Source organism: Labrenzia sp. THAF191a (assembly GCF_009363335.1).
GTDB lineage: Bacteria > Pseudomonadota > Alphaproteobacteria > Rhizobiales > Stappiaceae > Roseibium > Roseibium algicola.
Map to the genome: position 1 here is coordinate 1 of NZ_CP045333.1, position 26,662 is coordinate 26,662.

General features: G+C 59.4%; 31 protein-coding genes. 19 read left to right on the forward strand and 12 right to left on the reverse strand.

All coding sequences use genetic code 11. The features are described from left to right. Both dnaA and FIV05_RS00010 read left to right on the forward strand, forming a co-directional pair. Nucleotides 1-1,464: a chromosomal replication initiator protein DnaA gene (gene dnaA / locus FIV05_RS00005; RefSeq protein ID WP_062491873.1), complete on the forward strand. Its 1,464-nt coding sequence runs from the start codon at nucleotides 1-3 to the stop codon at nucleotides 1,462-1,464. A 418-nt stretch (nucleotides 1,465-1,882) separates the two neighbouring features. After that, entirely contained in the window at nucleotides 1,883-2,314 is a 432-nt protein-coding gene (locus FIV05_RS00010) for a glyoxalase superfamily protein (protein WP_023001881.1), read from the forward strand. Between the two features lie 107 nt (nucleotides 2,315-2,421). Here FIV05_RS00010 and FIV05_RS00015 read toward each other — a convergent pair whose 3' ends face one another. Both FIV05_RS00015 and FIV05_RS00020 read right to left on the reverse strand, forming a co-directional pair. Next, nucleotides 2,422-3,297, reverse strand: a complete 876-nt coding sequence (locus FIV05_RS00015) for a methyltransferase (RefSeq protein WP_152508246.1) — start codon at nucleotides 3,295-3,297, stop codon at nucleotides 2,422-2,424. A 78-nt stretch (nucleotides 3,298-3,375) separates the two neighbouring features. Then, nucleotides 3,376-4,134: an SOS response-associated peptidase gene (locus FIV05_RS00020; protein ID WP_152508247.1), complete on the reverse strand. Its 759-nt coding sequence runs from the start codon at nucleotides 4,132-4,134 to the stop codon at nucleotides 3,376-3,378. A 113-nt stretch (nucleotides 4,135-4,247) separates the two neighbouring features. On the opposite strand from FIV05_RS00020, the gene FIV05_RS00025 reads away from it, so the two are divergent. The 4 genes from FIV05_RS00025 to FIV05_RS00040 all read left to right on the forward strand — a co-directional run bounded on the left by FIV05_RS00025 (nucleotide 4,248) and on the right by FIV05_RS00040 (nucleotide 6,201). Continuing rightward, a complete protein-coding gene (locus tag FIV05_RS00025; protein ID WP_286202241.1) occupies nucleotides 4,248-4,760 on the forward strand; it encodes a hypothetical protein in 513 nt (170 codons plus the stop codon). A 59-nt stretch (nucleotides 4,761-4,819) separates the two neighbouring features. Further along, complete coding sequence (locus FIV05_RS00030; RefSeq protein ID WP_152508248.1) at nucleotides 4,820-5,266, forward strand: NUDIX hydrolase; 447 nt, start codon at nucleotides 4,820-4,822, stop codon at nucleotides 5,264-5,266. Nucleotides 5,267-5,326: 60 nt separating this feature from the next. Beyond that, the gene (locus FIV05_RS00035) at nucleotides 5,327-5,737 is read left to right on the forward strand and encodes a TIGR02301 family protein (protein ID WP_152508249.1); all 411 of its coding nucleotides are present in this window, start codon (nucleotides 5,327-5,329) and stop codon (nucleotides 5,735-5,737) included. A gap of 191 nt (nucleotides 5,738-5,928) precedes the next feature. Further along, nucleotides 5,929-6,201: a hypothetical protein gene (locus tag FIV05_RS00040; protein WP_006933467.1), complete on the forward strand. Its 273-nt coding sequence runs from the start codon at nucleotides 5,929-5,931 to the stop codon at nucleotides 6,199-6,201. Nucleotides 6,202-6,296: 95 nt separating this feature from the next. On the opposite strand, the gene FIV05_RS00045 is transcribed toward FIV05_RS00040, so the two are convergent. Continuing rightward, the gene (locus FIV05_RS00045) at nucleotides 6,297-6,950 is read right to left on the reverse strand and encodes a LysE family transporter (protein WP_152508250.1); all 654 of its coding nucleotides are present in this window, start codon (nucleotides 6,948-6,950) and stop codon (nucleotides 6,297-6,299) included. Between the two features lie 211 nt (nucleotides 6,951-7,161). On the opposite strand from FIV05_RS00045, the gene FIV05_RS00050 reads away from it, so the two are divergent. Then, the gene (locus FIV05_RS00050; protein WP_152508251.1) at nucleotides 7,162-7,851 is read left to right on the forward strand and encodes a hypothetical protein; all 690 of its coding nucleotides are present in this window, start codon (nucleotides 7,162-7,164) and stop codon (nucleotides 7,849-7,851) included. A gap of 182 nt (nucleotides 7,852-8,033) precedes the next feature. After that, nucleotides 8,034-8,246, forward strand: coding sequence for a hypothetical protein (locus FIV05_RS00055; protein WP_152508252.1), 213 nt, complete (start codon nucleotides 8,034-8,036; stop codon nucleotides 8,244-8,246). Between the two features lie 126 nt (nucleotides 8,247-8,372). Here the strand turns inward: FIV05_RS00055 and FIV05_RS00060 are convergent, their stop codons facing one another. Next, the gene (locus tag FIV05_RS00060) at nucleotides 8,373-10,157 is read right to left on the reverse strand and encodes a tetratricopeptide repeat protein (protein WP_152508253.1); all 1,785 of its coding nucleotides are present in this window, start codon (nucleotides 10,155-10,157) and stop codon (nucleotides 8,373-8,375) included. Nucleotides 10,158-10,394: 237 nt separating this feature from the next. Between FIV05_RS00060 and FIV05_RS00065 the strand changes: the two genes are divergently transcribed. The 8 genes from FIV05_RS00065 (at nucleotide 10,395) to FIV05_RS00100 (ending at nucleotide 18,079) form a co-directional block, all read left to right on the forward strand. Next, nucleotides 10,395-10,673 carry a hypothetical protein gene (locus FIV05_RS00065; RefSeq protein ID WP_152508254.1) on the forward strand — a complete coding sequence of 93 codons (279 nt, stop codon included), beginning with the start codon at nucleotides 10,395-10,397 and terminating at the stop codon, nucleotides 10,671-10,673. Between the two features lie 41 nt (nucleotides 10,674-10,714). Then, on the forward strand, nucleotides 10,715-12,322 hold the full coding sequence (locus tag FIV05_RS00070; RefSeq protein ID WP_286202317.1) for an arylsulfatase: 1,608 nt from the start codon (nucleotides 10,715-10,717) through the stop codon (nucleotides 12,320-12,322). Nucleotides 12,323-12,432: 110 nt separating this feature from the next. After that, nucleotides 12,433-13,401 (forward strand): HAD family hydrolase, encoded by a 969-nt coding sequence (locus tag FIV05_RS00075; protein ID WP_152511757.1) that lies wholly within the window; start codon nucleotides 12,433-12,435, stop codon nucleotides 13,399-13,401. A 106-nt stretch (nucleotides 13,402-13,507) separates the two neighbouring features. Next, entirely contained in the window at nucleotides 13,508-13,861 is a 354-nt protein-coding gene (locus tag FIV05_RS00080) for a hypothetical protein (RefSeq protein WP_145903679.1), read from the forward strand. Next, nucleotides 13,858-14,226: a hypothetical protein gene (locus FIV05_RS00085; protein ID WP_023001895.1), complete on the forward strand. Its 369-nt coding sequence runs from the start codon at nucleotides 13,858-13,860 to the stop codon at nucleotides 14,224-14,226. Before FIV05_RS00080 ends, FIV05_RS00085 begins: the two co-directional genes overlap by 4 nt. Before the next feature lie 146 nt (nucleotides 14,227-14,372). Next, the gene (locus tag FIV05_RS00090; RefSeq protein ID WP_152508256.1) at nucleotides 14,373-16,328 is read left to right on the forward strand and encodes a multiheme c-type cytochrome; all 1,956 of its coding nucleotides are present in this window, start codon (nucleotides 14,373-14,375) and stop codon (nucleotides 16,326-16,328) included. Nucleotides 16,329-16,508: 180 nt separating this feature from the next. After that, nucleotides 16,509-17,255, forward strand: a complete 747-nt coding sequence (locus FIV05_RS00095) for a transporter (protein ID WP_286202318.1) — start codon at nucleotides 16,509-16,511, stop codon at nucleotides 17,253-17,255. Nucleotides 17,256-17,278: 23 nt separating this feature from the next. Next, nucleotides 17,279-18,079: a hypothetical protein gene (locus FIV05_RS00100; protein ID WP_152508258.1), complete on the forward strand. Its 801-nt coding sequence runs from the start codon at nucleotides 17,279-17,281 to the stop codon at nucleotides 18,077-18,079. Nucleotides 18,080-18,163: 84 nt separating this feature from the next. Here FIV05_RS00100 and FIV05_RS00105 read toward each other — a convergent pair whose 3' ends face one another. After that, on the reverse strand, nucleotides 18,164-18,484 hold the full coding sequence (locus FIV05_RS00105; RefSeq protein ID WP_152508259.1) for a DUF1330 domain-containing protein: 321 nt from the start codon (nucleotides 18,482-18,484) through the stop codon (nucleotides 18,164-18,166). A 12-nt stretch (nucleotides 18,485-18,496) separates the two neighbouring features. Next, complete coding sequence (locus tag FIV05_RS00110; RefSeq protein WP_209009812.1) at nucleotides 18,497-18,907, reverse strand: hypothetical protein; 411 nt, start codon at nucleotides 18,905-18,907, stop codon at nucleotides 18,497-18,499. Nucleotides 18,908-19,039: 132 nt separating this feature from the next. Between FIV05_RS00110 and FIV05_RS00115 the strand changes: the two genes are divergently transcribed. Further along, complete coding sequence (locus tag FIV05_RS00115; RefSeq protein ID WP_152508261.1) at nucleotides 19,040-19,858, forward strand: helix-turn-helix transcriptional regulator; 819 nt, start codon at nucleotides 19,040-19,042, stop codon at nucleotides 19,856-19,858. An 18-nt stretch (nucleotides 19,859-19,876) separates the two neighbouring features. Here FIV05_RS00115 and FIV05_RS00120 read toward each other — a convergent pair whose 3' ends face one another. Both FIV05_RS00120 and FIV05_RS00125 read right to left on the reverse strand, forming a co-directional pair. Further along, the gene (locus FIV05_RS00120) at nucleotides 19,877-20,602 is read right to left on the reverse strand and encodes a class I SAM-dependent methyltransferase (protein ID WP_152508262.1); all 726 of its coding nucleotides are present in this window, start codon (nucleotides 20,600-20,602) and stop codon (nucleotides 19,877-19,879) included. A 257-nt stretch (nucleotides 20,603-20,859) separates the two neighbouring features. Further along, nucleotides 20,860-21,570, reverse strand: coding sequence for a LuxR family transcriptional regulator (locus FIV05_RS00125; protein WP_152508263.1), 711 nt, complete (start codon nucleotides 21,568-21,570; stop codon nucleotides 20,860-20,862). A 91-nt stretch (nucleotides 21,571-21,661) separates the two neighbouring features. Between FIV05_RS00125 and FIV05_RS00130 the strand changes: the two genes are divergently transcribed. Next, entirely contained in the window at nucleotides 21,662-23,269 is a 1,608-nt protein-coding gene (locus FIV05_RS00130) for an FAD-dependent monooxygenase (RefSeq protein WP_152508264.1), read from the forward strand. Then, the gene (locus FIV05_RS00135) at nucleotides 23,266-23,445 is read left to right on the forward strand and encodes a DUF2783 domain-containing protein (RefSeq protein WP_152508265.1); all 180 of its coding nucleotides are present in this window, start codon (nucleotides 23,266-23,268) and stop codon (nucleotides 23,443-23,445) included. The genes FIV05_RS00130 and FIV05_RS00135 overlap by 4 nt, the downstream gene beginning before the upstream one ends. Before the next feature lie 223 nt (nucleotides 23,446-23,668). On the opposite strand, the gene FIV05_RS00140 is transcribed toward FIV05_RS00135, so the two are convergent. From FIV05_RS00140 to FIV05_RS00155, 4 genes are read right to left on the reverse strand one after another with little or no spacing between them, the layout of a single operon-like run. Further along, nucleotides 23,669-24,019, reverse strand: a complete 351-nt coding sequence (locus tag FIV05_RS00140; RefSeq protein ID WP_023001906.1) for a RidA family protein — start codon at nucleotides 24,017-24,019, stop codon at nucleotides 23,669-23,671. Between the two features lie 36 nt (nucleotides 24,020-24,055). Beyond that, on the reverse strand, nucleotides 24,056-25,156 hold the full coding sequence (locus tag FIV05_RS00145; RefSeq protein WP_152508266.1) for an FAD-binding oxidoreductase: 1,101 nt from the start codon (nucleotides 25,154-25,156) through the stop codon (nucleotides 24,056-24,058). Further along, a complete protein-coding gene (locus FIV05_RS00150; RefSeq protein WP_152508267.1) occupies nucleotides 25,153-26,175 on the reverse strand; it encodes a histone deacetylase family protein in 1,023 nt (340 codons plus the stop codon). Before FIV05_RS00150 ends, FIV05_RS00145 begins: the two co-directional genes overlap by 4 nt. Then, nucleotides 26,172-26,660 (reverse strand): N-acetyltransferase, encoded by a 489-nt coding sequence (locus tag FIV05_RS00155; protein WP_152508268.1) that lies wholly within the window; start codon nucleotides 26,658-26,660, stop codon nucleotides 26,172-26,174. Before FIV05_RS00155 ends, FIV05_RS00150 begins: the two co-directional genes overlap by 4 nt. Nucleotides 26,661-26,662: the final 2 nt, after the last annotated feature.

Consider the following 26,662-nt stretch of genomic DNA (forward strand, 5'->3'; position numbering starts at 1 on the left):
ATGCAGGTTCAGAACTTAGCTGGTTCGGATCAATGGGATCGTGTGAAAAAGGAACTGAGAAACGAGCTCGGTGACGATGTATTTTCCAACTGGTTCGGCAGAGTAAACCACGAAGAAACCACGGGCGATGCGGTACGCCTGTCGGTGCCCACCCGCTTCCTGAAAAACTGGATCCAGAACAACTACGAGAAGCAGCTCGTCGGCCTCTGGAAACGTGAGCAGGACGATATCAACCGTATCGAGCTGACCGTTCGCGGTGCTCTGCGTCCTCGTCAACTCAATGTCGGCCTTGCCCCCAAGGCGATCTCCGCCCGGCGGATCAGCGGCCGTCCCGGCCCCTTTAGCAGCACGCCTCAATTCGGCGCGTCCCATGGCATGTCGGTTATTCCGTGCCTTGCGGACAGCAACGAGGATGCGGCGGCGGATTTCCTGAATGGTGCGTCTCTCAATCCGAAGCTGACCTTCGACACCTTTGCCGAAGGCGCCTCGAACAGCCTTGCCTGTGCCGCCGTGCGCCAGATGGCTGCCGGCCACCAGGGCACACTGGACCTGCTCTATATCCATTCGTCCACCGGCATCGGCAAGACCCACCTGCTGCAGGCAGCGGCGGCCGAAGCTCGCAAGACGGGACGGCAGGTTGCCTATCTGTCGGCTGAATTCTTCATGTACCACCTGGTGCCTGCTCTCAGAACGCCGGCCTTCCCGGTGCTGCGGCAGGCAATGCGCTCCATCGACCTGCTCCTGGTTGACGATCTCCAGTTCCTGCATGGCAAGCAGGCTGCGGACGAGTTCAGCAAGACGCTGGAACTACTCATGGAGTCGCCGACCCAGATCATCATGGCAGCCGACCGCTCGCCTGAAGACCTCGATACGCTTGGCGATGCGCTGCGCTACCGGATCCAGAAAGGTGAAGTCGTCGGCATCCAGTCAACCGATTATGCGCTGCGCCACGATATCCTGAAGAAGCGGATCACCGCAGCGCGTCGCACACATCCGGGCTTCTCCGTTCCCGAAGATGTAGCCGACTACATTGCGCGCTACGTGATCGCTTCGGCCCGTGACCTGGAAGGCGCTCTCAATCGCCTGTTCGCCCACAACCAGCTGACGAAACAGCCGGTAACGATGGACCTGGCGGAAAAGACCCTGCACGACCTGGTGCGGATCGGCGAGCCGCGCTCCATCAAGGTGGAAGAGATCCAGCAGGTGGTGTGCAAGCATTTCAGCGTTACCAAGGCGGACCTCCTGTCGTCCTGCCGGGCTCGCACGCTGGTTCGACCGCGCCAGATCGCGATGTATATCGCCAAGGTGATGACCGGACGCTCGCTGCCGGAAATCGGCCGGCGGTTCGGTAACCGCGATCACACCACCGTGCTGCATGCGGTCCGCAAGATCGAGGACATGGTGTCCAAGGACAAGGCCCTTGCACAGGAAGTCGAGCTCCTGAAGCGGCTGGTCCACGCCTGATCTGTTTCCGGGGACACCCCTCCCTCGGAAAACCTGCGGCGGCGGGCTTGCCCGTCTCCGCGATTGCCCTGCCCCCAATTCAGGGCAATCACCCTTCTGCGTCCGACGGGGCGCGGTCGAACTCAGGCGGTAAGAACCGCCGGGTGTTTCATCTTAACCTCCCTCTCCTTGAAGCCGCGCCAGCGGCTTTCTTTTTGCCGCGTTGACAGACTTCGAACCGGGGCGTATGCCTTGCGCCGGTTTGAGGGATCCGGCCGCCCGCAGGCTTCGGCCATGGTGAATTCCCTTGCGCAAGTCATCTTGCAGCTTTGATCGACCTTCACGAGACAGTGCAGGCTGATGGCAACGCGGGCCCCATGACGGGTCGCCGCCAATTGGCGAACACCTTACCGCCTGCCTTTCTTGGAAAGGTAATCGCATGACGCTGCCCAGCGTTGCCAATCTCAAAGCACAGGCCAAGCGCCTGCGCGCCGCGCTAGCTGCCAAGGGACAGGATATCTCCCACAGCCAGGCGCTCGAACTCCTGTCCGCCCAATACGGCTTCAAGGACTGGAACACCGTGTCCGCGACAGCCGCCAGACCAAACCAGATGCAGTTTGCCGTCGGCAACCGTGTCTCGGGCACCTACATGAAGCAGCCTTTCGAAGGAGAGGTGCTTTCGCTGACACGGGTGGGGCCGGCAGGCCAATACCGGGTGACCATCAAGTTCGACACGCCGGTGGATGTGGTCACCTTCGACAGTTTTTCTGCTTTTCGCAGCCGGGTCGTCGTTCTGATCAACGGTGACGGTGTCGCCGTCAAGCGAACCTCCGACGGTGAACCCTATCTGCGCATGCAAAGGGCAGACTGACGGAAAGGCGATTGTCTGCCGTGCCATCGGCCACGATGGAACGGCAGATGATCCCTGGCCGTCCCGTTGAAACTCGAACCGAAGGGATGCTCTTCAGCGCATGGGCTCTAGCGCAGCCGTGCAATCACAAGGTGCCCGGGGACAGGGTCTCCGTCCTCGAGACGAACAGTGATGGGGTCCATCGCGAGAATGTCGAAGCCAGCCGCATCCAGAGATGAGCGAATATAGCCTTCCCCCTGCGCAAACCGGCTTTTCGGCCCGACCATGTAGGGTCGCCCTTCAAGTGCTTCTTCGGACAGGGTTTCGGTAGAGAAAGCCAGGTAACCGCGCGGTTTCAGACGGTCAACTGCACCGGCAAGAAATGGTTCAACCGCCCCCAGATAGGGAAACACGTCGGTTGCCGCGATCATGTCCCAGCTGGGGCGAGAGCCATCGTCTTCCTCGAACTCTTCAAGGAACGCAACGGCCTCGCCCACATAAAGGTCGTCATAGACTTCCCGGTCATAGGCAAGTTCAACGATCCGCTCGGAGAGATCGACGCCGGTCCGGTGACCCGAGCAATCGGCAAGTGCCATACCTGTAAGACCCGTGCCGCAGCCGAGGTCGAGCAATCGATCGAATGGGGCAATCTCGAGCTTCTGGACGAGATCGCGAACCAGCAGGGGCACGCAGTAACCAAGCTCATCGACCAGAATGTCGTCGAACACATCTGCGTGCTGATCGAAAAGGGTCGCGACATAGGCATCCGGCATTTTCTGAGGGGTGGCTTCCGCGCCGATTGCCGCCAGACGAATGCTGACGCCGCCCGGGTCGTCCGGGTCCAGTGCAAGGGCTTCGCGATAGGCTTGCGCGGCACCTGCCAGATCGCCCGATTTCTGCAGGGCGAGACCTCGATTATAGGCTTCGGCCAACGCTTCGTTCTCCGAAGCGTCGTCTTCCAAGGCCTCGTCTAGCTCAAATTCTGGCTTGTCGTCGTTGCTCATGATCCATCCTTGCGGCTGAGCCCCTGCCCTACAGCCATGAGCAGACTTTTGCACGGCAATTCTGACGCCTGCGACGGTTCAAAACAGATCAAGCTGGTTCTTGTCCTCCTGCGATTTCTCCACGGCTGACGGCTTGGCAAGTTTTTTCAAGGGTACCGACATTTCTTCCGGCGAAATCTCGCACTGCACATCAGCATCGTCATTGACGACCTTGTTCACCCGGTTGGAAACCGGCGTCGCGACCAGAAAATCGTCTTCTACCGGCTGCAGCAGCTTTTCGGCTTCACGCCTGTCTACGTTGGCAACATCCAGCCACGTTCCGAAATCTTCCCGTTTCAGGATCACCGGCATCCGGTGATGGATCGCAGACATCATCCGGTTGGACTGGATCGTCAGGATTGCACCCGTGTCGATGTCACCGCCATCGGGATCCGACCAGGTTTCCCAAAAGCCGGCAAAGCCCATGACGTCGCCCTCTGCCGGACGGATCCAGAAAGGTTGCTTGCCTTCCGGCGTGCGACGCCACTCGTAAAAGCCGGACGCCGGCACGAGGCACCTGTGATGACGCATGGCATTGCGGAACGACGGCTTTTGCGATGCTGTTTCCGCCCGGGCGTTGATCAGCAGCGTAAAGCTTGCCGGGTCCTTGACCCAGGGCGGCATCAAGCCCCAGCGCACAAGATGAAAGCGGCGTGTGCCGTCGAGCGTCTGCCGCACGATGGCCAGCGGCTGAGTTGGCGCAATGTTGTATCGCGGCGGAAAATTGGGCTGATCGACGTAGTCGAAGAAGCTGCGCACAGCATCCGGTGGTGTCGTCAGAGCCAGGCGGCCGCACATCGTTCTTCTCCCGTTGGGGGCCCTGAAGCGGGGCAAACAGGGTTCCGCCAAGTTAGGCAATTGGAAATAAAAAAGAAGTACCGTAGACCCCAAGTCAATAACAGGGGGCCGGTATGGAATGTTTGCATCCAGTTTTGGGCGCCGGGGAGCTGGCAGCCGAGAGGCTGGAACAGGCAAACATTAATCCCCAAACCGGTTTGGCGACCGATTATCTCAATCATTTCAATGAAGTCATGATGCTTCTGGAAATGCTGCCGGATATGCCGGACTGCGCCGAAGATGTTCTGGAATGGGAGCCGCTCGACTATGAGGGCCATTTCGAGAACTCGAGTTTCAAGGACAAGAACCTGGCCATCCTGGCCTATCATGCCGCTCCGAACTACTTGCGCGAACACCTGGAAAAACAGGTCGCGGGTATAAACAAGCTCGTGGGCAAGATACAGGACCAGCTGCGCGATACGCCGGATCCCGCAATGATCGCGACTGAGATTGCCGACCGGGCCACGAACGAAATCAAGCCGCTGATAGCCGTTGCCGGCGCCGTCATCCACGGCCATGTGGAACCCGAAGCGACGCAGCACGAAGGCGAAGGCGCACAGGCGGAAATCGACGCCCTGTTCGCATAGCGCCTTGCGGCTTATTGTGCCCGGACAGAATCAGCCGTCTTTCCGCCCGCCGAGGTTCCATGTCCAGGTTTTATCCGGAAGCGCCACGCGCCAGTGTCAGTGTCCTGTGCCATCGTGATGGCCGTGCCCTGCTGGTGAAGCGCGGCAGGCCTCCTTTCAAGGATCACTGGAGTTTGCCTGGTGGAGTGATCGAGCTTGGGGAGACCCTTCAGGAAGCGGCCGCTCGTGAACTGCTGGAGGAAACCGGTGTCATTGCGGCAATCGGCGAGCCTGTCGAGACCTTCGATTCCATCCAGAGAGATGATGACGGCCGTGTCGTCACTCACTTCATCCTGACCGTCTTTTGTGGGCCGTATGTATCGGGAACCGCAGTTGCCGCCGATGATGCCGCGGCGCTCGACTGGGTCCGCCTGGAAGATCTCGACGGGCTGCTGACCACACCCGGTACGCCGGACCGCATTCGGCGGCACCTGGCAATCTCTTCAGCCAAGCAACCAGACCTCTAATCTTTGGATCAACTTGCCATAGTGCTTGCGGTGCGGCGCCGGGTTCAGCATGATCCGACCATGATCAAACGCCGCATGCAAGTTTTCCTGTCCCGGACCGCTGTTGTTCTGGCCCTTGGGGCTATGTATCCGGTGCAGGTTGTATCGGCGCAGGAAACCGCGGTCGACGCGCCCCCTTATGAACAGCAGCTCATGCGTCTGTCGGAGATTTTCGGAGCGCTGCATTTCCTGCGACCGCTGTGCAAGGAAAGCGATAACCCGAGCTGGCGTGACCGCATGGAAGATTTTCTGGACGCTGAAACGCTGGACGAGAATCGCCGCCGAAGGTTCATTGAGCGATTTAACCAAGGTTATCGTGGTTTCTCAGTCGCTTACCGAGAGTGCACAGAGGCTGCCCGTCTCGCAATGGGACAGTACTTGAGCGAAGGCGAGGTCATCATCAGCGACGTCACCAGTCGCTATGGTCGGTAATTTTCGCAGAAATCTTCAAATCGTTACGAGTTGGTTAACCTTTTGAATCAAATTTGTGGGTGGCCGTTAAGTTTGCGTTCACGGTTACTTATCAGCGCGGTTCGCCGTGCTAGGATCATTACTCAAGATTCGGGGCAGGAACACGCGGGGGTTGTCCCTCTTGCGTTCGGGAAGGACCGGTAAGGAAGCGAATGATAAACGACGATTACGCCGACGCGGCAATGGAAGCCGAATTTGCTGAAGACGAAGACATCAGACGTGCTGCACTCGGCTTCATTTCCGACGCCTGGGCCGAAGCCATCGCCAATGGTGTAGATGCGGATGCCGTCGCTCACGCGGCGATGTTCACTGCACTTGCGGATCTGGTTGCTGCCTATGGTGAAGATGCCGTGGCTAAATTGGCTGAAGGCCTGCCGGACCGCATCCTGCAGGGCGATTACACCGTGAACCGAGTACTTCAGTAAAACGCACGCTCACGACACGCATTCTGAAGAGGCCGGTCGCCCGGCCTTTTTGATTCCGGCGTTTCAGGAGCTGAGCGTATCGTTTCCGGCTAGCGCTACGCGATCAGATCAACGCCGGCCGCTTCGAGCGCCAGCTTGAGATAGATCAGCGCACCAAACACCACCAGCAGAAATCCGGCGATATGGTTGGCACGATCCAGCCAGAGATCGTCGATACGTGACTTGAAGTGTGAAACGGACGCCGAGACCAGCACCCACCATGTGGTCGCCCCCGCCGTGACACCGGCAACCATCACCAGTGCGCCGAAATGATCCCCCGTCTGGGGGCGATAATCTCCCAGACCACCAAATATTGCCACGAAGGCAAGCACCGCACCCGGATTGGTGATCGCCATGAAAAAGGCTGCGGTGGCATCGGCCCAAAATCCATGTTCTCTCGGATTGCCGTTCCTGGTCAGATGCGGATGGGTGTTCCAGATCTTGATGCCGAATATGATCAACAGCGCCCCGCCGACGATCTCGATGAGGTCGAACTGGCCTTCAATGAAATTGGTGACAGCGGAGATGCCGAATATCGCAGCCGCAGCAAAGATGGTGTCGGCAACGACAGCACCCAGCCCCACGAAGACACCCTGTCGAAACCCGCCATGCACGGCGTGTTGAATGGCCATGATGTTTACAGGACCAACCGGGGCTGTTGTGATAATGCCAACAAAAAACCCGATCAGCGCATATTCGAAAAACGACACGGCCGGTCCTTTTCTAGACCCTTGATATTACTTTTAAAGCGAACGGACCTCTCGATAGCGGCCCTGCGGCGTCGTGACAAGACAAGAGGAAATTCCAGTCCCGATGTTTTCAGTCTCGCATGAATTGTTTAAGGAAAGGCGCGGGGCGATGCCTGCTTGTGCCGGTGTGATACGACGGGGCCTGGCAGGCGCGGATAAACGAGGAACTTTCATGAGTCGGATTTATCAGGCTGCGGTTCTTGCCGCCGGTCTTCTGGCGGGCACAGCTATTGCAGCCCCCGGTTTCGCCAAGACTGTGCAGGTGGAAACAATTCCGGTTGCGCCGTCCGAGCCTGAAAGCGCCCCCTCAATTCCGGCGGAAGACCTCGCCGCGCCCGAAGCCGGGGAGCCGGCAGCCGCAGAAGGTTCCAAAGCACCCGCGCCGGATAGCGCCGAGTTGCCTCAGGTGCTCTACAGCACGTCCTATCTGCCGAAACCTGTGCAGCGCATGCAAGCCCAGCTGAAGGAAGCAGCGCTTTCGGGCGACATGGAACGGCTGCGCATGGTGTTCGAAAGCAACGAACTGCCGCCTACGGTCTCGTTCGGGCAAATCGACGACCCGATAGATTTTCTGAAGGAGATCTCCGGTGACGGCGAAGGCTTCGAGATCCTGGCCATTCTCGCCGACATCATGGATGCGGGGTTTTTGCACGTGGATGCAGGCACACCTCAGGAAATGTATCTCTGGCCGTATTTTGCCCGTTACCCCCTGCACGATCTGACACCCGATCAGAAAGTGGAGTTGTTCCGGATCGTTACCGCAGGCGACTTTGCTGAAATGCAGGATTTCGGTGCCTGGACGTTTTATCGCGTCGGCATCGGCCCTGACGGCACGCTTCATTACTTCGTGGCCGGTGACTGACAAAAGCCCCCCGCAGAACGCAAACCGCCAGATAAATCGGGCGCCTGTACCGATGGGGCTATTGCAGCAAAACAAAAAATCGTGACAATCAATACGAGCGCAAGAAGTTCATTACCCGAAAAGCACGTACTTGCGCCCCGCCTTCCAACTCCCGCCATCTGCGGCGCATGCGAGTGACCAATATGATTGTAAGATTTTTCTCCGCTGCCTTTCTGCTTTCGCTTCTGGCCCTGGGCGGCTGCCAATCCAGCAACCAGTCCGGCGATGGTCTGGAGAACGGTAGCGCAGCGCCCCCGATCGGCGGCCTGAGTTCAGTGGACCAGGGCCCGGATGGTGACCCGGACGCTTGCGCAGGCGAAATGTCCGAAGGCACTTCGATGACACCGGGCTGCTAAGCGCCCGGAACCTGATCAAAACCCGCTTTCCGGAACGCCTGCCGCAAACAGCACAAACGTTCAGGAAAGCTTCCGAGCTGCTTCGCCGGTGGGCGACCTTGACTGATTTCAAAAAATCGCCGGACCTCACTGTCCGGCAGGGGTGGTCCAGCCTGCTTCTTTCAGTCCTGCCATCAGGGAAGTGACAATCCGCTCGCTCGCCTGGTGGGAGCGCAGGAAGGTACCTGGGTCACGGCCCAGGCCGGGAGAAACGTCCGCCATCTTTTCCAGCGCAGCACGAGCTGCTGCCTTGTTGCCGAGCTTCGATTGGGCAATTGCGACGAGACACCAGCTGACCCCGGATCCATCCAGGACGCCCTTTTTCGCGGCTGTCAGCATCTCGGCGTAGCGGCCATTCAGCAGATGATTGATGGCGATCAGATGGAAATACCAGCCCGGCGCGTTCCGCGTGCGCTCGATCGCCTTTTCCAGATAGGGAATGCCTTCCTCGAACTTGCCCACCACGGCCAGTCGCCAACCCAGTTGAGCCAGGGTGTCCGGATCGTTGGGATTGAGATCGAGCGCCTTCTTGGCGAGCCTTTCCCCTTCCTCGATGTTTCCCATGTAGTGATTGATCGACGAAAGCGCCTTGAGTGCCAGGATGTTGTTACCATCAAGGCTCAGGGCATGTGACGCGGCGTTCAGGGCGCTGTCGAAGGCAAGTTCCTTGTCTCCCTCTGCAGCCAGACCGAAGCGTCCAGAATCCAGATAGAGCCAGCCCAGCATCGCCCAGGCTTCTACATAACCCGGATCCCGCTTGACCGCACTGTTCAGGCACTCCTGAACCTTTGCATGCAGTTGCCTGGAAAAGTTCCTCCGGTAAACGTAGCCCCGCAGCACGCACTCGAAACTGTCGTTGCTCGGTTCACTTCCGGCAGGCAGGTTGCTCGCAAGTTCCGACTTGATGACGCCGTAGGGCTGACCTGCGACCGTCGCAATTTCCGAAGCGATGCTTTTCTCGATTTCCAGCAAGGTTGTTCGGCTGCGCTTGCGATCGTAGCTGCCAGACCAGAGCACCCGCTTGCTGGGGCTGTGCACCAGCTTCGCACCGACACGGACGATCTCGCCTTCCGAGGCGACAGACCCGGAGATCAGGAAGGCGACATTTTCCTGCCGGCCGATTTCAACCGGGTCAAAGGTTTCGCCAACCTTTCTGCCGGATGGAGGCCAAAAGATCCGGAAGTCCGGAAACCGGCTCAATGCAGTCATGATCTGCTCGGCAATACCCGCCGCCAGGATCTGTTGTTCCGGATCCGTCGACGTCACGCTGAATGGAAGAACCATCACGGAAGGTTGGGAGGCCTCGAGCCGCACCTGTTGTGCCGGCTGAAAGAGCATCACGACTGCTGCCCCCAGCACCAGAAGCGCGAACAGGACAGCTCCCCCGGCAACCAACCAGGGCAACCTGGAGGAGGTTCGCACAGGTCTTGGCGACCCATTGACCTCTTCCGGCACATGAGAATCTGCCGTCTCATCGTTGCCGGTAGTCGAGCCGTCCCGTGCAGTCACACTGGCCAGATTGTCATGAAACTTCGGTGCATACTGGCCTTTGGGAATGGAAATGCGGATCGGGTTCCGCGCGCCTTCGGCAATGTAGTAACTGTCCAGATCATGCCGCAGGCGGCGGGCCTCCAGACGAACGATCGGGTCTGATTGCGGGTCAAAGTTCTCGTCACGACCGAAGACGGCCAACCCGATAGCATAGCCCTTCAGCGTGTCCGCGCGCCCGGCCAACGCCTCCTCTATCAGGAACGTCAGCATGGCGCGGCGCTTGGGCGTTGCGTGAAAATGATCGCTTTGCAGGACACGGGAAAGTTCTTCCCGAACGCGGGCCGGACAATCGAACTCCTCCACGTCACCCGTTGCAACCAATTGTTGCCTGCCTGACCGCATCTTTCCCCCTGAAAGTGCCGGAAAATAACTTCAGCCAAACGATAGTCCAATGCCTTGGCCTTTGCCATCCGTAACAAGCGCCCCAGTCCGCAAAGACGACGATCAGATCGCAGCAGACTCCTGTTCGTACCTGTTCATACCTTGTAACCAGCTTGAATCCCGTAGGTAATCCTGGAGGAATTTTCCTGGAGCCATCGACAACGGGGCATTGTCGTCATGCCGACAGCAGCTCTCATCATGCGTCGTTTCAACGTGGACGAACTCGCTGTCCGCCGCCTCTGCAACACTCATCCTGCCTTCTTGTCACTGTGCGAGGACTACGCAACCGCATGTTGTGCCCTCGAACGCTGGCAGAACGATGAAGCCAAGGCTGCTGACTATCGCTCCGTGATTGAAGAACTTGAACGGGAAATTTCAAGCTTCCTGACTGGAAGTGCACCTATCGACGGGCCGTCCCCGGCCTACTCCACAAATGGTCCAAATGGGAGCCATTAGGTATGTTCACCAAACTAGTAACCGGACTGGCGGTCGCAGGCATGGCCTGCACAGCGCTGTCAGGCGTGGCCTTCGCGCAAGACGCGAAGAAGCCAAACATCCTCTTCATTGTTTCGGACGACACCGGCTACGGCGACACGGGCCCGTATCTTGGAGGTGAAGCCCGCGGCATGCCGACGCCGAACATCGACAAACTGGCCGACGACGGCATGATGTTCACGCATTTCTACGCCCAGCCCAGCTGTACACCGGGCCGCGCCGCCATGCAGACAGGCCGTATTCCCAACCGGTCCGGCATGACAACGGTGGCCTTCCAGGGCCAGGGTGGCGGCCTTCCCGCAGCCGAGTGGACGCTGGCGTCGGTTCTGAAAACCGGTGGCTACGACACCTATTTCACCGGCAAGTGGCACCTAGGTGAAGCGGACTACGCGCTGCCAAATGCGCAGGGCTATGACGTGATGAAATACGTCGGTCTCTATCACCTCAACGCCTACACCTATGCCGATCCGACCTGGTTCCCGGACATGCCGAAGGACCTGCGCGAGATGTTCGCGAAGGTCACCAAGGGGTCGCTGTCCGGCAAGGCCGGTGAAAAGCCGACAGAAGACTTCAAGATCAACGGCCAATACGTCGACACGCCGGACAAGGGCGTGGTCGGTATCCCCTATTTCGACGGCTACGTTGAAAAGGCGGGGCTCGAGTTTCTGGAAGAAGCCGCCAAGAAGCCGGACACGCCGTTCTTCATCAACGTCAACTTCATGAAGGTGCACCAGCCGAACATGCCGGCGCCGGAGTTTGAAGGAAAATCGATCTCCAAGACCAAATATGCGGACTCCGTCGTCGAACTGGACAGCCGCATTGGCAATCTGGTCAACAAACTCGATGAGCTCGGCCTCTCCGACAATACGATCGTCTTCTGGACCACGGACAATGGCGCCTGGCAGGACGTTTATCCGGACGCCGGTTACACCCCGTTCCGCGGCACCAAGGGCACCGTGCGTGAAGGCGGCAACCGCGTTCCGGCAATCGTCCGCTGGCCCGGTCACGTCAAACCGGACACGAAAAGTGCCGCTGTCGTCGGCGGTCTCGATTTGATGGCCACTTTCGCTTCTGCCGCCGGCATTACGCTGCCGACCGAAGACCGCGAAGGCCAGCCGATCATCTTCGACAGCTATGACATGACACCTGTGTGGGAAGGTTCCGGTGACTCCGGCCGCAAAGCCTGGTTCTATTTCACCGAGAACGAACTTTCCCCTGGGGCAGCGCGCGTCGGCAACTACAAGGCCGTGTTCAACCTGCGCGGCGACGATGGCGCAACCACCGGCGGCTTGGCAGTCGACAGCAACCTTGGCTGGAAGGGTCCCGACAGCTATGTTGCTACTGTTCCGCAGGTGTTCAACCTGCTGGACGATCCGCAGGAGCGCTACGACATGTTCATGAACAACTTCACCGAACGCACCTGGTATTTGCCGGTGATCAACAACGAGGTGACGGAGCTCATGAAGTCCTACGTCAAATATCCGCCACGCAAGCTGCAGTCGGAAACCTATACCGGTCCGATCACGCTCAGCCAGTATCAGCGGTTCAAATATGTCCAGGAGGCTCTTGCCAAGGACGGCTTCTCGATCGGCCTGCCGACCGGCAACTGATTTTCGAAGCTGAACAGTGTCCACCCCGGCCTGGTCCGGGGCGGACATCGCTTTGAACAACACATAAGTGGAAGGGTGCAGCTATGAAGGTCAAATTCCTCTTCGGCGCAATGATCTCCGGCCTGTTGGGAGCGAGTGTCTGGATATCGGGTGCCCTTGCACAAACCGACCCGCTGCCATCGTGGAACGACGGTGCAAACAAGCAGGCGATCGTTGAGTTCGTCGAAGCCGTAACGAGCGAAGGTGGCGCGGATTTTGTCGCACCGGGAGAGCGGATCGCAACCTTCGACAATGATGGCACCTTGTGGGTCGAGCATCCCATGTACACCCAGCTTGCCTTCGCATTTGACCGGGTGAAGGCATTGGCGCCGGACCACCCGGAATGGAAGACGACCCAGCCTTTCCAGGCCGTTCTGGAAAACGACATGGAAGCCCTCGGCAAGGCCGGTGAAAAGGGATTGATGGAGATCCTCGCCGTCACTCATGCCAGCATGAGCACTGCCGAGTTCGAAAAGACGGTCACCGACTGGATCGCAACTGCCAGGCACCCGAAATTCGACAAGCCCTACACCGAGCTTGTCTATCAGCCGATGCTGGAACTTCTCGCCTATCTGCGCGCAAACGACTTCAAGACCTTCATCGTCTCCGGTGGCGGCATCGAATTCATGCGCCCATGGACAGAGAGCGTTTACGGGATACCAACCGAACAGGTGGTCGGCTCATCGATTGTCACTGAATACAAGGTCGTCGACGGCGTTCCCACCTTGATGCGGACACCCAAGATTGCCTTTGTCGACGACAAGGCTGGCAAGCCTGTCGGCATCCTCACCCACATCGGCAAGCGTCCGTTGGCAGCCTTCGGCAACTCCGACGGCGATTATCAGATGCTGCAGTACACGACCGCAGGCTCCGGCAAGCGCCTCGGCATGTTTGTCCATCATGATGATGCAGATAGAGAATATGCTTATGATCGTGATACCCATTTCGGGTCACTGAACAAGGGGCTGGACGACGCCCCGAAGGAAGGTTGGCATATCATCAGCATGAAAGACGATTGGAAGCAGATCTTTCCGGAATAGATTTGCCGGAAAAGACACATGAATTGAACAGCAACTGGATTGCACCGCTTTCGGGACAAATGCCTGAATGGCCGGACCGGGGTGATGCAAGCTGCAAGGATAGATCATGAAAAGAATTTTTTGCCTCGCCCTCATGACAGGATTGGCATTTGCCGGCCCGGCGCTGGCGCACGACCCCCAAAAGATTCAAAAACGCATGGAAGAGCGCATGCGGACACTCGGGCTGGATGTCGGCAATGCCTATGCCTGCACTCCGGACGACCAGAAAAAGGCGTTCCGTGACCAGGCCCGCCACCTGTTTGTACACGTCCTTTACGACCACGGTGAAGATGCTGCCTACGACTATGCAGCCTCTGTCGGTTTTGGCGCTGCTCGCGATCTTGAGAGCATCAATTGTGAAGAGCGGCTCGCCTATTGGGAAGACGTCAAGGAAACGCTGGAACTGGAGGAAAAGGAATGAGGCTTCGCACGATCAGACTTCTTGGTGTTGGCGCTGCCCTGCTCCTCGGCAGCAGTGGCATTGCAATGTCCCATGACGTTGTCCGCGGCGGGTACCATGGCGGTTATCACGGGGGCTACCATGGAGGATATCACGGCGGGTATCATGGTGGCCACAACGTGGTCGTGGAAAACAACAGCAGCCATGGCTACTACGGCCGCCCCTATTACGGCCCGACTGGCGGCTACCTGGCCGGAGCGGCCGTTGGCGCAGCAACCGGTGCACTGGTCGGATCTGCAATCGCAAGCTCGAACAGTGACAATGGTTGCCAGGTAACGGATGCTGCCGGCCAGAAACACGTCGTTCCCTGTTCAGACCTCGACTAGGCATCGGCGAGACGAAGCCGTGCGGAGAAGCAGCCGGAGCACGGCAGCTCCTCCGCATGGAGCTTGCACAAGCATCAGGCGGTGCCGGCAGAAACAGACGTCTCGTTGTACCCAGCGGATTTGACGGAGAGGTTTGAGCGTCCAGAATGTTGTTCACCCGATTGCTCGTCGCGCTCCTTGCCGTGCTCTGGTTCCAGAGCGCCTATGCAGCCGAAAACCTTTCTGCCGCTGTCCCGGACTATGCCGGCACAGCAACCTGTACCGGTTGTCACGAGGTGGAAGCCGACGCCTGGCGCGCTTCACACCATTCCAAGGCATGGATGGAGCCCGGACCGGATACGGTCGATGCGGACTTCGACAATTCGCAGTTCACGCACAAGGGACGCACCAGCCGCTTCTTTACCCGTGACGGCGACTATTTCATCGAGACGAGCGACGTTCCGGGTAAAACGCAAACATTCAAGGTGATCGGCGTCGACGGAATTGCACCGCTGCAACAGTATCTTGTCGAAACGGAACCGGGTCGGGTTCAGTCTTTCGACGTGGTCTGGGACCAGCAGAACAAGCGCTGGTATCACCTTTACGGAGACGATGCTCCCCCGCCTGAGGACGGGCTGCACTGGACCGGACCTTACAAGAACTGGAATGCCCGCTGCGCCGAGTGCCATGCCACCGGCTTTGAAAAGAATTACGACCCCGGCACCAGAACCTATTCCAGCCGGCAGGCGGAAATCGCCGTCGGATGCGAAGCCTGCCACGGACCGGGCGCGGCCCATCTTGCCTGGGCGAAAGACCCGGAAACCTACGGCAAAAGCCCCTTCCCCGGAACCGGGCCGACCGGTCTTCTGACGGTGTTTGCGAAAGGCCAGCCGGAAGCGGAAATCCAGCAATGCGCAGGTTGTCATTCGCGCCGCGAAGCCTTTGAGGACGGCAATCCGGTACCGGGTACACCGTTCCATGATGCATACCGCCTGTCGCCGCTTCGCGAAGGCCTTTATCACGCCGATGGGCAGATCCTTGACGAGGTCTATGTCTACGGTTCGTTCCTGCAGTCAAAGATGTATGCCAAGGGTGTGAGCTGCAGCAATTGCCACGAGCCGCACAGCGGAGAATTGCGCGCGGAAGGTAACGCCGTCTGCACACAATGCCACAGTCCCGCAGGCAACGAGGCGTTCCCGTCGCTGACGGGCAAGCTCTATGACGACCCTTCCCATCATTTCCATCAGCCGGAGACGCCGGGCGCCGAATGCAAATCCTGCCACATGATCGAGCGCGTCTATATGGGCATCGACGGGCGAAGAGATCATTCCTTCCGCGTTCCACGGCCGGATCTTTCGGAAAAACTCGGCACGCCGAATGCCTGCAACGACTGCCACACCGACAAGTCCGCCGCCTGGGCGGCCGGAGAACTTGAAAAGCGGCTTCCGGACAGTCGTCACCGTGGGCCGCATTTTGCGGAGATCTTTTCGGCGGCACGGCAAGACCCGGGCGTGAATGCCGCGGACCTTCTGGCAGTCGCCCATCAGGCGAGCTACCCCGGGATCGTGCGGGCGAGCGCGCTGGACCTGCTGCTGCCTGTTGCGACACCGGAGATCGCCGAGGCCGTCACCGACCTTTTGGCAGATCCGGAGCCAATTGTCCGCGCCGGAGCGCTGGCGTTACAGCAGCCGGTTCCGCCAACCCAGCGGCTTCCACGGATCATTCCTGCCTTGAGTGATCCGGTCAAAGCCGTCCGGATTGCCGCGGCCCGTCTCATGATCGGCGCGCCCATTGCCCATATGCCGGACCAAATGGCCGAGGCTGCCTCCAGAGCCACAACCGAATGGCAGCAATCGCTCGCGAACAAGGCGGATTTTCCGGAGACCCAGCTCGTTCTTGGGGGAACCGCGCTCGTTCTTCGCAATATCCCTGCAGCCATAGCGGCCTTTGAGGAAGTCACCCTGCTGGATCCGCAAATGATCAATGCCTGGGTGATGCAGGTGCGCATCAAGTTGGCGGTCGGTGACATGGCGGGAGCGCAGCTCAGTCTGCAAAAGGCCCTGGTTGCCAATCCTTCTGACCCGACATTGCAATCCTACAGGCAACAGCTTTCACAGCAATAAGACGAAAAGGCATGCTATACTCCTGATTGCCATTTCCTGAAATACATCCCAAAAAGCCCAGAAGGTGCGTCTGGGTTTCATGGATGATTAGGTCCCTGCAAGGGCAGTCCTCTTGAGCATGGAAGGCATGAGACCATGAAACAGCTGGTTCCCTTGTGCGCTCTGGCGCTTTTCTTCCAGATGACACCCGCAGGCGCTCAGGATTCCGATCTCGCAAAGAAGCTCTCCAACCCCGTGGCGTCGCTCATCAGCGTCCCGTTTCAATGGAACTACGATCACGGATTTGGTCCTGCCGACGGCAACAAGGTCACGCTCAACATACAGCCCGTGGTGCCGTTCTCGCTCAACGAGGACTGGAACCTGATCTCTCGAACGATCCTGCCTGTGGTCTGGCAGGATGACATTGCCGGAAATTCAGGCACGCAGTTCGGTCTCAGTGACACGACGCAGAGCTTCTTCTTTTCGCCAAAGGAGCCAACGTCCGACGGGATCATCTGGGGCCTTGGCCCGGTGTTGCTGCTTCCGACAGGAACCGACGACCTGTTGAGCACCCGCAAATGGGGCGCCGGTCCGACGGGCGTCGTGCTACGCCAGTCCGGCCCGTGGACCTATGGCGGGCTCGTCAATCACGTCTGGTCCTATGCAGGCGATGACAACCGCAACGACGTCAATTCGACCTTCCTGCAGCCGTTCCTGTCCTACACAACCGACGACGCCTGGACCTTCACGCTGAACTCGGAAAGTACCTATGACTGGACGTCGGACGAATGGTCCGTGCCGATCAACGCCATGGTTGCCAAACTTGTGACCATCGACAAGCAACCCATCAGCTTTCAGGCAGGTGTTCGGTATTATGCGGCAAGTTCCGACAACGGCCCGGAGGGCTTCGGCGCACGGGCAGCAGTAACCTTTCTCTTCCCGAAATAGGGAGCCAACAGGGGTGGGGTGATATGAAAAGAAGTGCTTTTCTTCTGATTTTGGCCAGCCTGCTGACCGGGGGCGCACAGGCTGCCGATCTGGCCCAGGCGCCTGCTCCGGTTGAAACACCGGATGTGCGTGTCGACCGAACGTGGAAATTCGTCGTCGCGCCTTACCTGCTTGCCCCGACAATTCAAGGAAACAGCCGTATCGGCCGACTGCCCAATACGTCGCTCGACGTTTCCCCCGGAACCATTTTCGAGAACCTTCAATTCGGGGCGATGGGTCATTTCGAGGCGCTTTACGACAATCGTTTCGGCGCGACGCTGGACGTGGCCTACATGGACCTTGGCAAGGGCCGCAGTTTTCCGCGTGTTGGCGGCAGTATCGATGCTGGCGTCAAGCAATTGGTGACCGAAGCCTTCTTCGGCTACCGCTTCTGGCATCAGGACCGGAACTGGGCCGAAGCCTATGCCGGGGGCCGCTGGTGGTACAACCAGCTGAAGGTCAGTGCCAACACGCCGGCCAACACCTTTACCCGAACAATCACAGAACAATGGATCGATCCGGTGATCGGCGTTCGCGGGCAGGTTTTCGTGGCACCCAAATGGTCGCTGTTCGGCAGCGGTAACGTCGGTGGTTTTGGCCTGGTGTCGGACTTCACCTGGGGTCTGCAAGGCGGTGTCGGCTATCACTTCAATGATCGTGTCGCGCTGCATTTGCAATACAAGGCAACCGGCGTCGATTACGACAACGGCAAGTCCGGCCAATCAGCCTTCAGCTATGACACGGTCACACACGGCCCATTGATGGGAATTGCCATCAGCTTCTAGGACGCAGGCAGGGACAACAAGTCAAAAGGCCGGTTCCTCATCGGGACCGGCCTTTCCATTTCGTGCTACGACTTCGTCGGAAGATCACGAAAGCACGTCCGTTGCCTTGTGATCCGCGTCGACGCCTTCGATCAGGAACACCTCGCCCACCGCCTTGTTCAGGCGTAACGGCAGGATCGTCCGGTAAGCCGGCGATGCATACCAGGCCTCGGCCCGTACCCGGTCAGGAAACGCAATCACGATGAGGTCCCCCTGGAACGCGCCTTCCAGCTGAAATTTCTCGCCTCCATGGATGATGAAGCGGCCGTCAAAAGGTGCCAGCGTTGCGTCGATCCCTTCCAGATAGGCCACGATGTCGGGCCCCATTTCGATTTCGCGCAGATGGCCGATAGCGTAACAGGTCATGGTCCGGCCTCTTCAAGCAAGCGGTTGCGCAATGACGGGCTGAAGCCTCGCGGCTTTCCACTCCAGCCAGGTGAAGCAGAGCACGACGACAGCCTGCGCCAACAGGAACGCCCAGCCCAGCACATTGGGCGCAATCAGGCCCGCCAACGGCAGCAGCAAACTGGCCAGCACCCAAAGAAGATTGCCGGCAACGACCAGGCTTGACGCCCAGACAGGCACCTGACCGGCAAACGCAAACACTCCCATGAAAACCGCTACCGGAAACAGGGCCAGACCTGCCCAGAACAGGAGCTCGCCTGGAAGTGCCGTTAGCCCGGCAATCCATCCGGATGCGCCGACCAGCAGGACACCCATCACCGCACAGGTGAGCGCGTCAAACCTTAGAACCACCTGTAACGGAACACCTGAATTCGATTTGGTCATCATCTGTCTCCACTCATGAAATCCACCCGCACACTGCAAGTGCGATGACAAGAGGATTGCCAATCGAAGTTCTGAAGTCGATTACTTCGCAGGTAATTGAATCTTCGAAACTGCACCGGCAGGGTAGTGCTCATGAAACGAACAGCGGAAACGGCGGGTGACTTGCTGCGCCAGTGGCGACAACACCGGCGAATGAGCCAGCTTGCACTGGCCAGTGAAGCGGATATCTCTCAGCGCCACCTGAGTTTTCTGGAATCAGGACGGTCTCGTCCGAGCCGGGACATGGTGATGCATCTTGCCGAACAGCTGGATGTCCCCTTGCGTGAACGCAATGCCATTCTCGTTGCGGCAGGCCATGCCCCGCAATATCCGCAGCACGGGCTGGATGAGCCTGAACTTGCCGCGGCAAGCGCTGTTGTCCGACAGATCCTCGACGGACATCTGCCCCACCCTGCCCTTGCCGTGAACCGGTATTGGGAGCTGCAAGCCGCCAATCAGGCGATCTTTGCCCTGCTGGACGGCGTCGCGCCGCACCTGCTGGAAGCACCGGTAAATGTGCTTCGTCTCAGCCTGCACCCTGATGGTCTCGCCCCACGCATCCTCAATCTCGGTGAATGGCACGCCCATATTCTTGCACGCCTCGCACATGAGGTAGATCAGTCCGCCGACCCGAAGCTTGCCGCGCTCAGGGACGAACTCGCCGAGATGGCTTCGGACCGGTCGCCCAAATCACGGAACGAGGCACCGTCACAGAAGGGACGCATCGCCGTTCCGCTTTATCTGCAAGGCCCCAACGGAACATTGAGCTTCCTGAGCACCACGACGGTGTTCGGCACGGCCGTGGATGTCACCTTGTCCGAAATCGCCATCGAGGCCTTCTTTCCCGCAGACGAGGAAACGGCAAGGCAGATGAGTGCCTTGAGCGCAGGAAGCGCAGGCGGCCGTTCTTGAACCGCCCGCGCTCCGGACTCAAACGTGTGCCTTGACGATCAGGATCATCGGGCGCTCCATCTCTTCCGCCAACGATGGCATGGCTTCGATCTGCTCTTCACCGGGGAACCATTCCAGTACATGATCGACCGTGAAACCTGCCGCGATCAGCGTGTTGAGCGTGGAGCCGATGGTACGGTGGTATTTGACGACGCCATCGGCCAGCCAACTGGTTTCCCGTGCTCCTTCGCGAAGATACTGGTTGACCGGCCAAGACTTCCGGCCGTTCAGCTCGATCCATCCAGGTTCTGCTGGTGCCATGAAGATCGGGTGTTCGATGCTGAAGACGAAACTGCCTCCTGCCTTGAGTGATCTGAAGATCTCTCCAGCCAGCCGGTTGAAGTCCTCGATATAGTGAAAGGCGAGCGAACTGTAGACCAGGTCGAAGGCAGCCTGAGGCAGCTTCAGGGTTTCCAGGTCAGCAGTCCGGTAAACGATCGCATCGTCTTCGGTTTCGTCCCGCGCACGGGCAAGCATGTTTTCAGACAGGTCGAAACCAAGTACATGCGCAGCACCAGCGCTCCGGACCCAGCGGGCAAACCAGCCGAACCCGCAGCCGAGATCTGCAACGTGCAGCCCATTTGCTTCCGGCAACAGTGCCCGGATAGCAGGCCATTCGGGAGCCCCGTTAAGGCCGAACTGCGACCTGGGCAGCTGGCTGTAGCCTTCAAAAAAGGCCGGTTCGTCATAGATGTTTTGTGCCATTTATTTCTCCATCAGAGTGCCGATGGACGGCGCGCACCGCAACAGGCAAAGCCCCGCCCGATCCGGCGGGGGTGCAGGTGCGCGAAACGCTTGAAACTCAGCGTACACAATCAGCCTGCATCCCGCCTATTGGGATGCAAGCGAGCCGGGACACGATATGAGTATCTTCTTCGCACATGAGAGCATCATTAGGAGCGCCCCTGGTACCTGTCAACGAGTTGCAGGTTTCTGGCGCGGTTCGCCCTGGCGAGAAGCAGCTACTTCCCGCAAATTGCGAAGAGGCCGGCTCTGGAGGTAATGCCAAGCTTTGCGTAGGCGCGTTTGCGGTATGTGATGACTGTCGAAGGAGCAACGTCGAGATCCGCCGCGATCGCCTCCGCCTTGCGTCCGGACAGGATGCCCAGACACACCGAACGCTCCCGCTCGCTGAGCGCCGCCAAAGGCGGTGGCAGATCCGTGTCCGATGCCTTTTCGAAATGGAGCAGAGCCAGACGGCCTGCAAGACGTGCAAGATCCGGATCACACAGGGGAGCGGCAGGATCGCTTTGATAGAGGCTGACGAAAAGGCGCAGTTTTTCTCCGACCGCAAGCAATGTCGTCTTTGCCAGCATGCCGGGATTTTCGAAAAAGAGCTTCCGGTAGTCTGAGCTCATCCGGCCCTCGATCTCGTCCAGCCGGCTCAAGGTCACGGACTGAGGCGGTGACGCCACCAGGTCGGGCAACAGTGGATCCTTGAGAAACCAGCCGTCGAGATAGGTCTCGGCAAGTTTTCCGGCCATGACGGAGCGGCTGAAGTGCCACGACAGCAGACAGCGAGCCTGCGTGTGCTCGATTGCAAAAACCATGATCTGGTCGACACCGAACGTTTCGACAAACGAGACAAAGGTCTGGGCAAACCGATCCGTGCCCAGATCCGCAAGGCAGGCTTCGATGTGACAGGCTGTGGTGTGTCCGTCCGGAGTGCTCATTAAATGCTGATAGCATGTCCTCCCCGAAAGGGGACAGACGCGAGACGGCAAGGCTCCTAATCTTCTGCCAACAATCAGGGAGGATCCTCAAATGAGGCCAGCCGGACGTGCCGAAACGGACTCGCTCTATTTCACCTATCCGCATTTCGAAGCGCCGACGGACCGTGCGCATCTGACCCGGCCTGCACGTGTTGCCATTGCCGGAGCGGGGCCGGTCGGCATGACTGCCGCGCTGGCACTTGCCCGCGAAGGAATTGCTTGCGTTCTGTTGGATGCGAAGTCCACCTTCAACGACGGCAGCCGCGCGATCTGTATCGCCCGGCAGAGCTACCACATTCTCGACCGGCTTGGCGCAGTGGAGCCCTTCCTGGACAAATCACTCGGCTGGACCACAGGGCGCAGCTTCTATCGCGGCAGGCAGATCCTCGAATTTGAAATGCCGGACAGTCCGCGCGAGAAATACCGGCCAATGTACAACCTCGAACAGCAATATATCGAGCAGTACCTGTGGGATGCGATCCAGCGGGAGCCGCTGATCGAAACAAGATGGCAAAGCCGGGTCTGCGGTCTGGAAGATCTTGAGCAGGGTGTGCGACTGACAATCGAGGATCCGCTTGGCACCTACCAGATGACCTGTGACTGGTTGCTGGCGGCGGATGGTGCTCGCAGCACCGTCCGGAGCTTGCGCGGTCTGCGGCTCAAGGGCGAGAATTTTGAAGGCCGCTACGTGATTGCCGACGTCCAGATGGAGCATGATTACCCGACGATCCGACGCGCCCTGTTCGATCCGGATTGTCGCCGGGGCGGAACGATCCTTGTTCACAAGCAGCCCGACAACATCTGGCGCATCGACTATCAGCTTCGCGATGGCGAGGACGAAGCCGAGGCAATCCGCGAGGACACTGTGCGTGCCTCAGTGGCCGCGGTTCTGACGGAAATCGGTTATGACGGAGACTGGGACCTGGAATGGTGGAGCATCTATTCGGCCAACACCCTGGCGCTGGATGACTACCGCGACGGCCGGGTGTTTTTCATCGGCGACAGCGCGCACATCGTGCCGATCTTTGGAGTACGTGGCCTCAACAACGGTCTCGCCGACGCCCATAACATTGCCTGGAAACTCGCCTGGGTACTGAACGGCAAGGCCGGTCCGGATCTCCTCGACAGCTACACTCCCGAGCGGCGTGGGGCGACGCTGGATGTGTTTCGGAACGCCTCCAAGTCTGCCCGTTTCATGACACCTCCGACGGCAGGCTGGCAATTGATGCGCGACGCAGCTCTCAATCTTTCGCTCAGCCACTCCTTTGCGGGAGAGCTCGCCAACCCGCGCCAGATGACACCCTACACTTATGCCGACAGTCCGGTAGTTACCCCGGACGACGAAAACTTCGAAGGTGGACCAAGACCCGGCGCTGTCTTGGCGAACGCGCGAGTTGGTGACGGGTTCCTGTCCGACTTGCTCGGTGGCGGGTTCTCGCTGATCGCGTTCAGTAAAGAGGTGGCGGATCTTCTTGCCGACCTGGATTTTACCCGGGTCGTGCTGCAGCCGGGCTCGGAAGCAGCTGAAGTGCTCGCGGCTTCCGCCGGCAGTGCCTATCTTGTCCGGCCCGACATGCACATTGCAGCGCGCTGGCAAACCGCTTCACCAGAGGCAATCCGCCAAGCTCTCGAGCTTGCAGTAGCTGGAGGAAAAGCATGACGCCCGCCGATCTGGAAACCGTTTACGAAGCCTTGGCCGAACAGCTCGATGCCATCGGATCCGCTCAACGGGAGCTTTACCTCGCCAAGCTCGCCTTGCTGCTGGCGCATGAGATCGCCGACGCCGGTCGTGCGCGCTCGCTTGTTGCCGAAGCTGCCAGCAATCTCGAAGTATGACGTCAGCGCAATTGAGCGGCGGATTCTTTTGAACGGTGCCCCTCGGCTCGTCATCCCCGACGCAGCGAAGCGGAGATCCGGGACCGGTGAGCCGGGGCCTCTCGTTTGAGCGGCCTCAAAAGATGGCTCCTTGGCTCCCCGATCCCGGCTCGCACTACGCCTGGCAGGGATGACGCCGGTGGGTGAAACCGGAAGTCCTGGCTTCGAACCGGCTGACCTCGCTTTAGGCGAGCGCCGCGATTACGATGATCTCGACCTTGTATTCCGGGGCTGCCAGTTTGGCTTCGCCGGTAGCGCGTGCCGGCGGGTTTGCCGGATCAACCCAGGCGTCCCAGACCTTGTTCATCTCGGCAAAGTCCTTCATGTCGTCCATCCAGATAGTGGTCTGGAGAATGCGGCTCTTGTTGCTGCCAGCCTGCTCCAGAAGGGCATCGATGCGCTCCAGGATCGTCTGGGTCTGGTTGGTAACGGTGTCACCAGGATTGCCGACCTGACCGGCAAGATAAACGAGACCGCCGTGGATAACAGCCTGGCTCATACGCGGGCCAACTTCCAGCCGTTTGATGTCGGACATGATTGATTTCCTTCTTGTCTTGAAACAGACGCCCGCTCAGAACAAGCGGGCGGGATCGAGAGCAGCCACTACCTTCTCGGGCAGTTCGCTCGGACGTTTGAGACAAAGATCCGCAACGAGCCGGGAGAGCGCTGGGGCCGTTTGTACGCCGTAGCCGCCCTGACCGGCAAGCCAGAAAAACCCTTCCGCATCCGGTGCAAATCCAACCACAGGCGTGCGGTCCGAAACGAAGCTGCGCAGGCCTGCCCAATTGCGCTCGACGCGCGTGACGGGCATCGTCACGGCCTGCTCGAACCGGTGCAGACCTTCAGCCAGAACCATGTCATCGGCCCAGGCATCGTGCGGCTCCACCGGGTCTTCATCGGCAGGCGATACCATGAACTTGCCGGCATCCGGCTTGGCATACCATTGCTCCGATGCGCTGGCGACGAGCGGCCATTTCGTGACATCGACTCCATCCGGCGGCGGCACGATGGCCGCCGAGCGGCGCATGGGCACCAGACCGACCTTGCGAACGCCTGCGAGACCCGCGATCTGATCCGCCCAGGCCCCGGCTGCATTGATGAGGACCGGCGCTTCGAAGGCCCCCTTGGGCGTCTCGACACGCCACTGCCCGCCGCTTCTGAGAATGCGCTGCGCGGGCGCTTCCGTTACGAACCGCGCCCCGGCCTTGCGTGCAAGCCGGGCAAAGCCCTGCAACAATCTGTCGACGTCGATATCCTGTGCGTCCCGCTCGATGGCAGCAGCGGCAATCGTTTCCTTGCGAAGCAGTGGAAACAGGGCAACAGCTTCTTCCGCCGTCAGGACTTCCATACCGTCGGCACCGTCCAGATAGGCCTTGAACGCGTCCAGTTCGTCCTCGGTCGCAATCAGCATTTCACCACGGGGCGACAGCAGGCTTTCCTCCGATATCCCTTCCGGGTTCTTCAGAACCGGTTCAGAAGCTGCATTCAAGGCCCGCAAGGTGGCATTGCCGTAGTTGCGGATGAAGATGGCGGCGGAGCGACCGGTCGCGTGCCGGCCAAGCGCATCTTCCATTTCCAGCACGGTGACCTTTGCGTCCGGCGCAAGCCGTGCCGCGGCCCCGGTGCCGGCAATGCCGCCGCCGATGATCAGAAAATCCGATGTCTCGATCATGCGTCCTGGAACCCTTTCAGGAAACTGGTGAGGTTCTGGCCGAGTTCTTCCGACAGGTAACCGCCTTCCTGCACGAACAGCACCGGCAGGCCGAGCTTCGCGATGGCGGCACCAATCCGTCCGAACCCGGGAGTGGTGATGGCGAGTCCCTTGAGAGGATCTTTTTCATAAGCGTCGAGCCCCAGGGCAACAACCAGAATATCGGTGCCGAAGGCCCGAATGTGGTCGAAGGCCGTTTCCAGGGTTTTCAGGTACGCGTCATCCCCGGTGCCGCGTGCCAGGGGCAGGTTGAGATTACAACCCCGTCCCGCGCCCTCGCCGCGCTCATGGCCGTGGCCCCAGAAGAACGGATAGAACCGCACCGGATCGGCATGCAGCGAAACGGTGAGAACGTCACCGCGCTCATAGAAGATGCCTTGCGTGCCATTGCCGTGGTGGACGTCGATGTCGAGGATCGCCGGACGCTTGCCTGCCTTCAGAAGCCTTTCGGCTGCAATGCCGGAGTTGTTGAGAAAACAGAAGCCGCCCGCCAGATCGGCGAATGCATGGTGACCGGGAGGGCGCGACAGCACATAGGCGGCCTGTTCCCCGGCCGCCACCATGTCCGCACCGTGGATCGCACTTTGGGCAGACCAGTAGGCCGCTTCCCAGGTACCGGCTGCGATTGGACAACTGGTATCGGCCTGATGGAACCCGGCCTGACCGACTGCGGAGCGCGGATAACTTGCCGTGCGCCGGTCCGGATGAATGTTCGGGATGACCTCGTCGGATGCTCCCTCGATCCGGCTCCAGCGTTCATGGATGGTCTGAAGAAAAACGAGGTATTCCGCAGAGTGGAGGGCGGCAATCGGGCCGAGTCCATGGTCGTCCGGCACCTCGAAACGACAGCCCGCTTCCTTTGCACCTTCGGTCAGGACCTCGATGCGCTTCGGCTGTTCCGGATTGGCCAGCCTTGTGCCGTTTGCCATGAAATGCTTGGGATCGTGCACCCATTGGCGGTCGTCAAAAATGGCTTTCATGAGCGGTCCCTCAATTTGTCGAGTGCCGGTGCGCGCAGATCGAACACGGTTTCGCCTTTCCGTGGCGCAAAACCGAGCCGTTCATAGAAACGGCGTGCATCCGGATTGTCGTGATAAACGGCGAGCTTCAGAAAGACCGGCGTCCAGCTATCAGGCGCAAGGTCCAGACTGGCGGCAAGCAGGCGCTGGCCCAGCCCTTCTCCGCGTGCTTCTCCATCGACCCAAAGATCGGAAACATAGAGACCGGTGCCACCACGCGTCGTCGAAAAGACAGGCGAGGCTTGCAACACGCCGAGTGTTCGGTCGTCAGAAGGCCGGATCGCAAGCAGCGCAAAGAAGGCGGGAGTTTCCGAGAAACCGTGGCGGATCACATCATCGAGACTGGCGACGTGAGTGTCGCCCATATCGGCAGAAAGCTGGAACAGCGCTGCGTGAAGCCTTTCGGCATCACCCCGCTCCGCCCGCCTGATCGTTATGTTGCTCATGA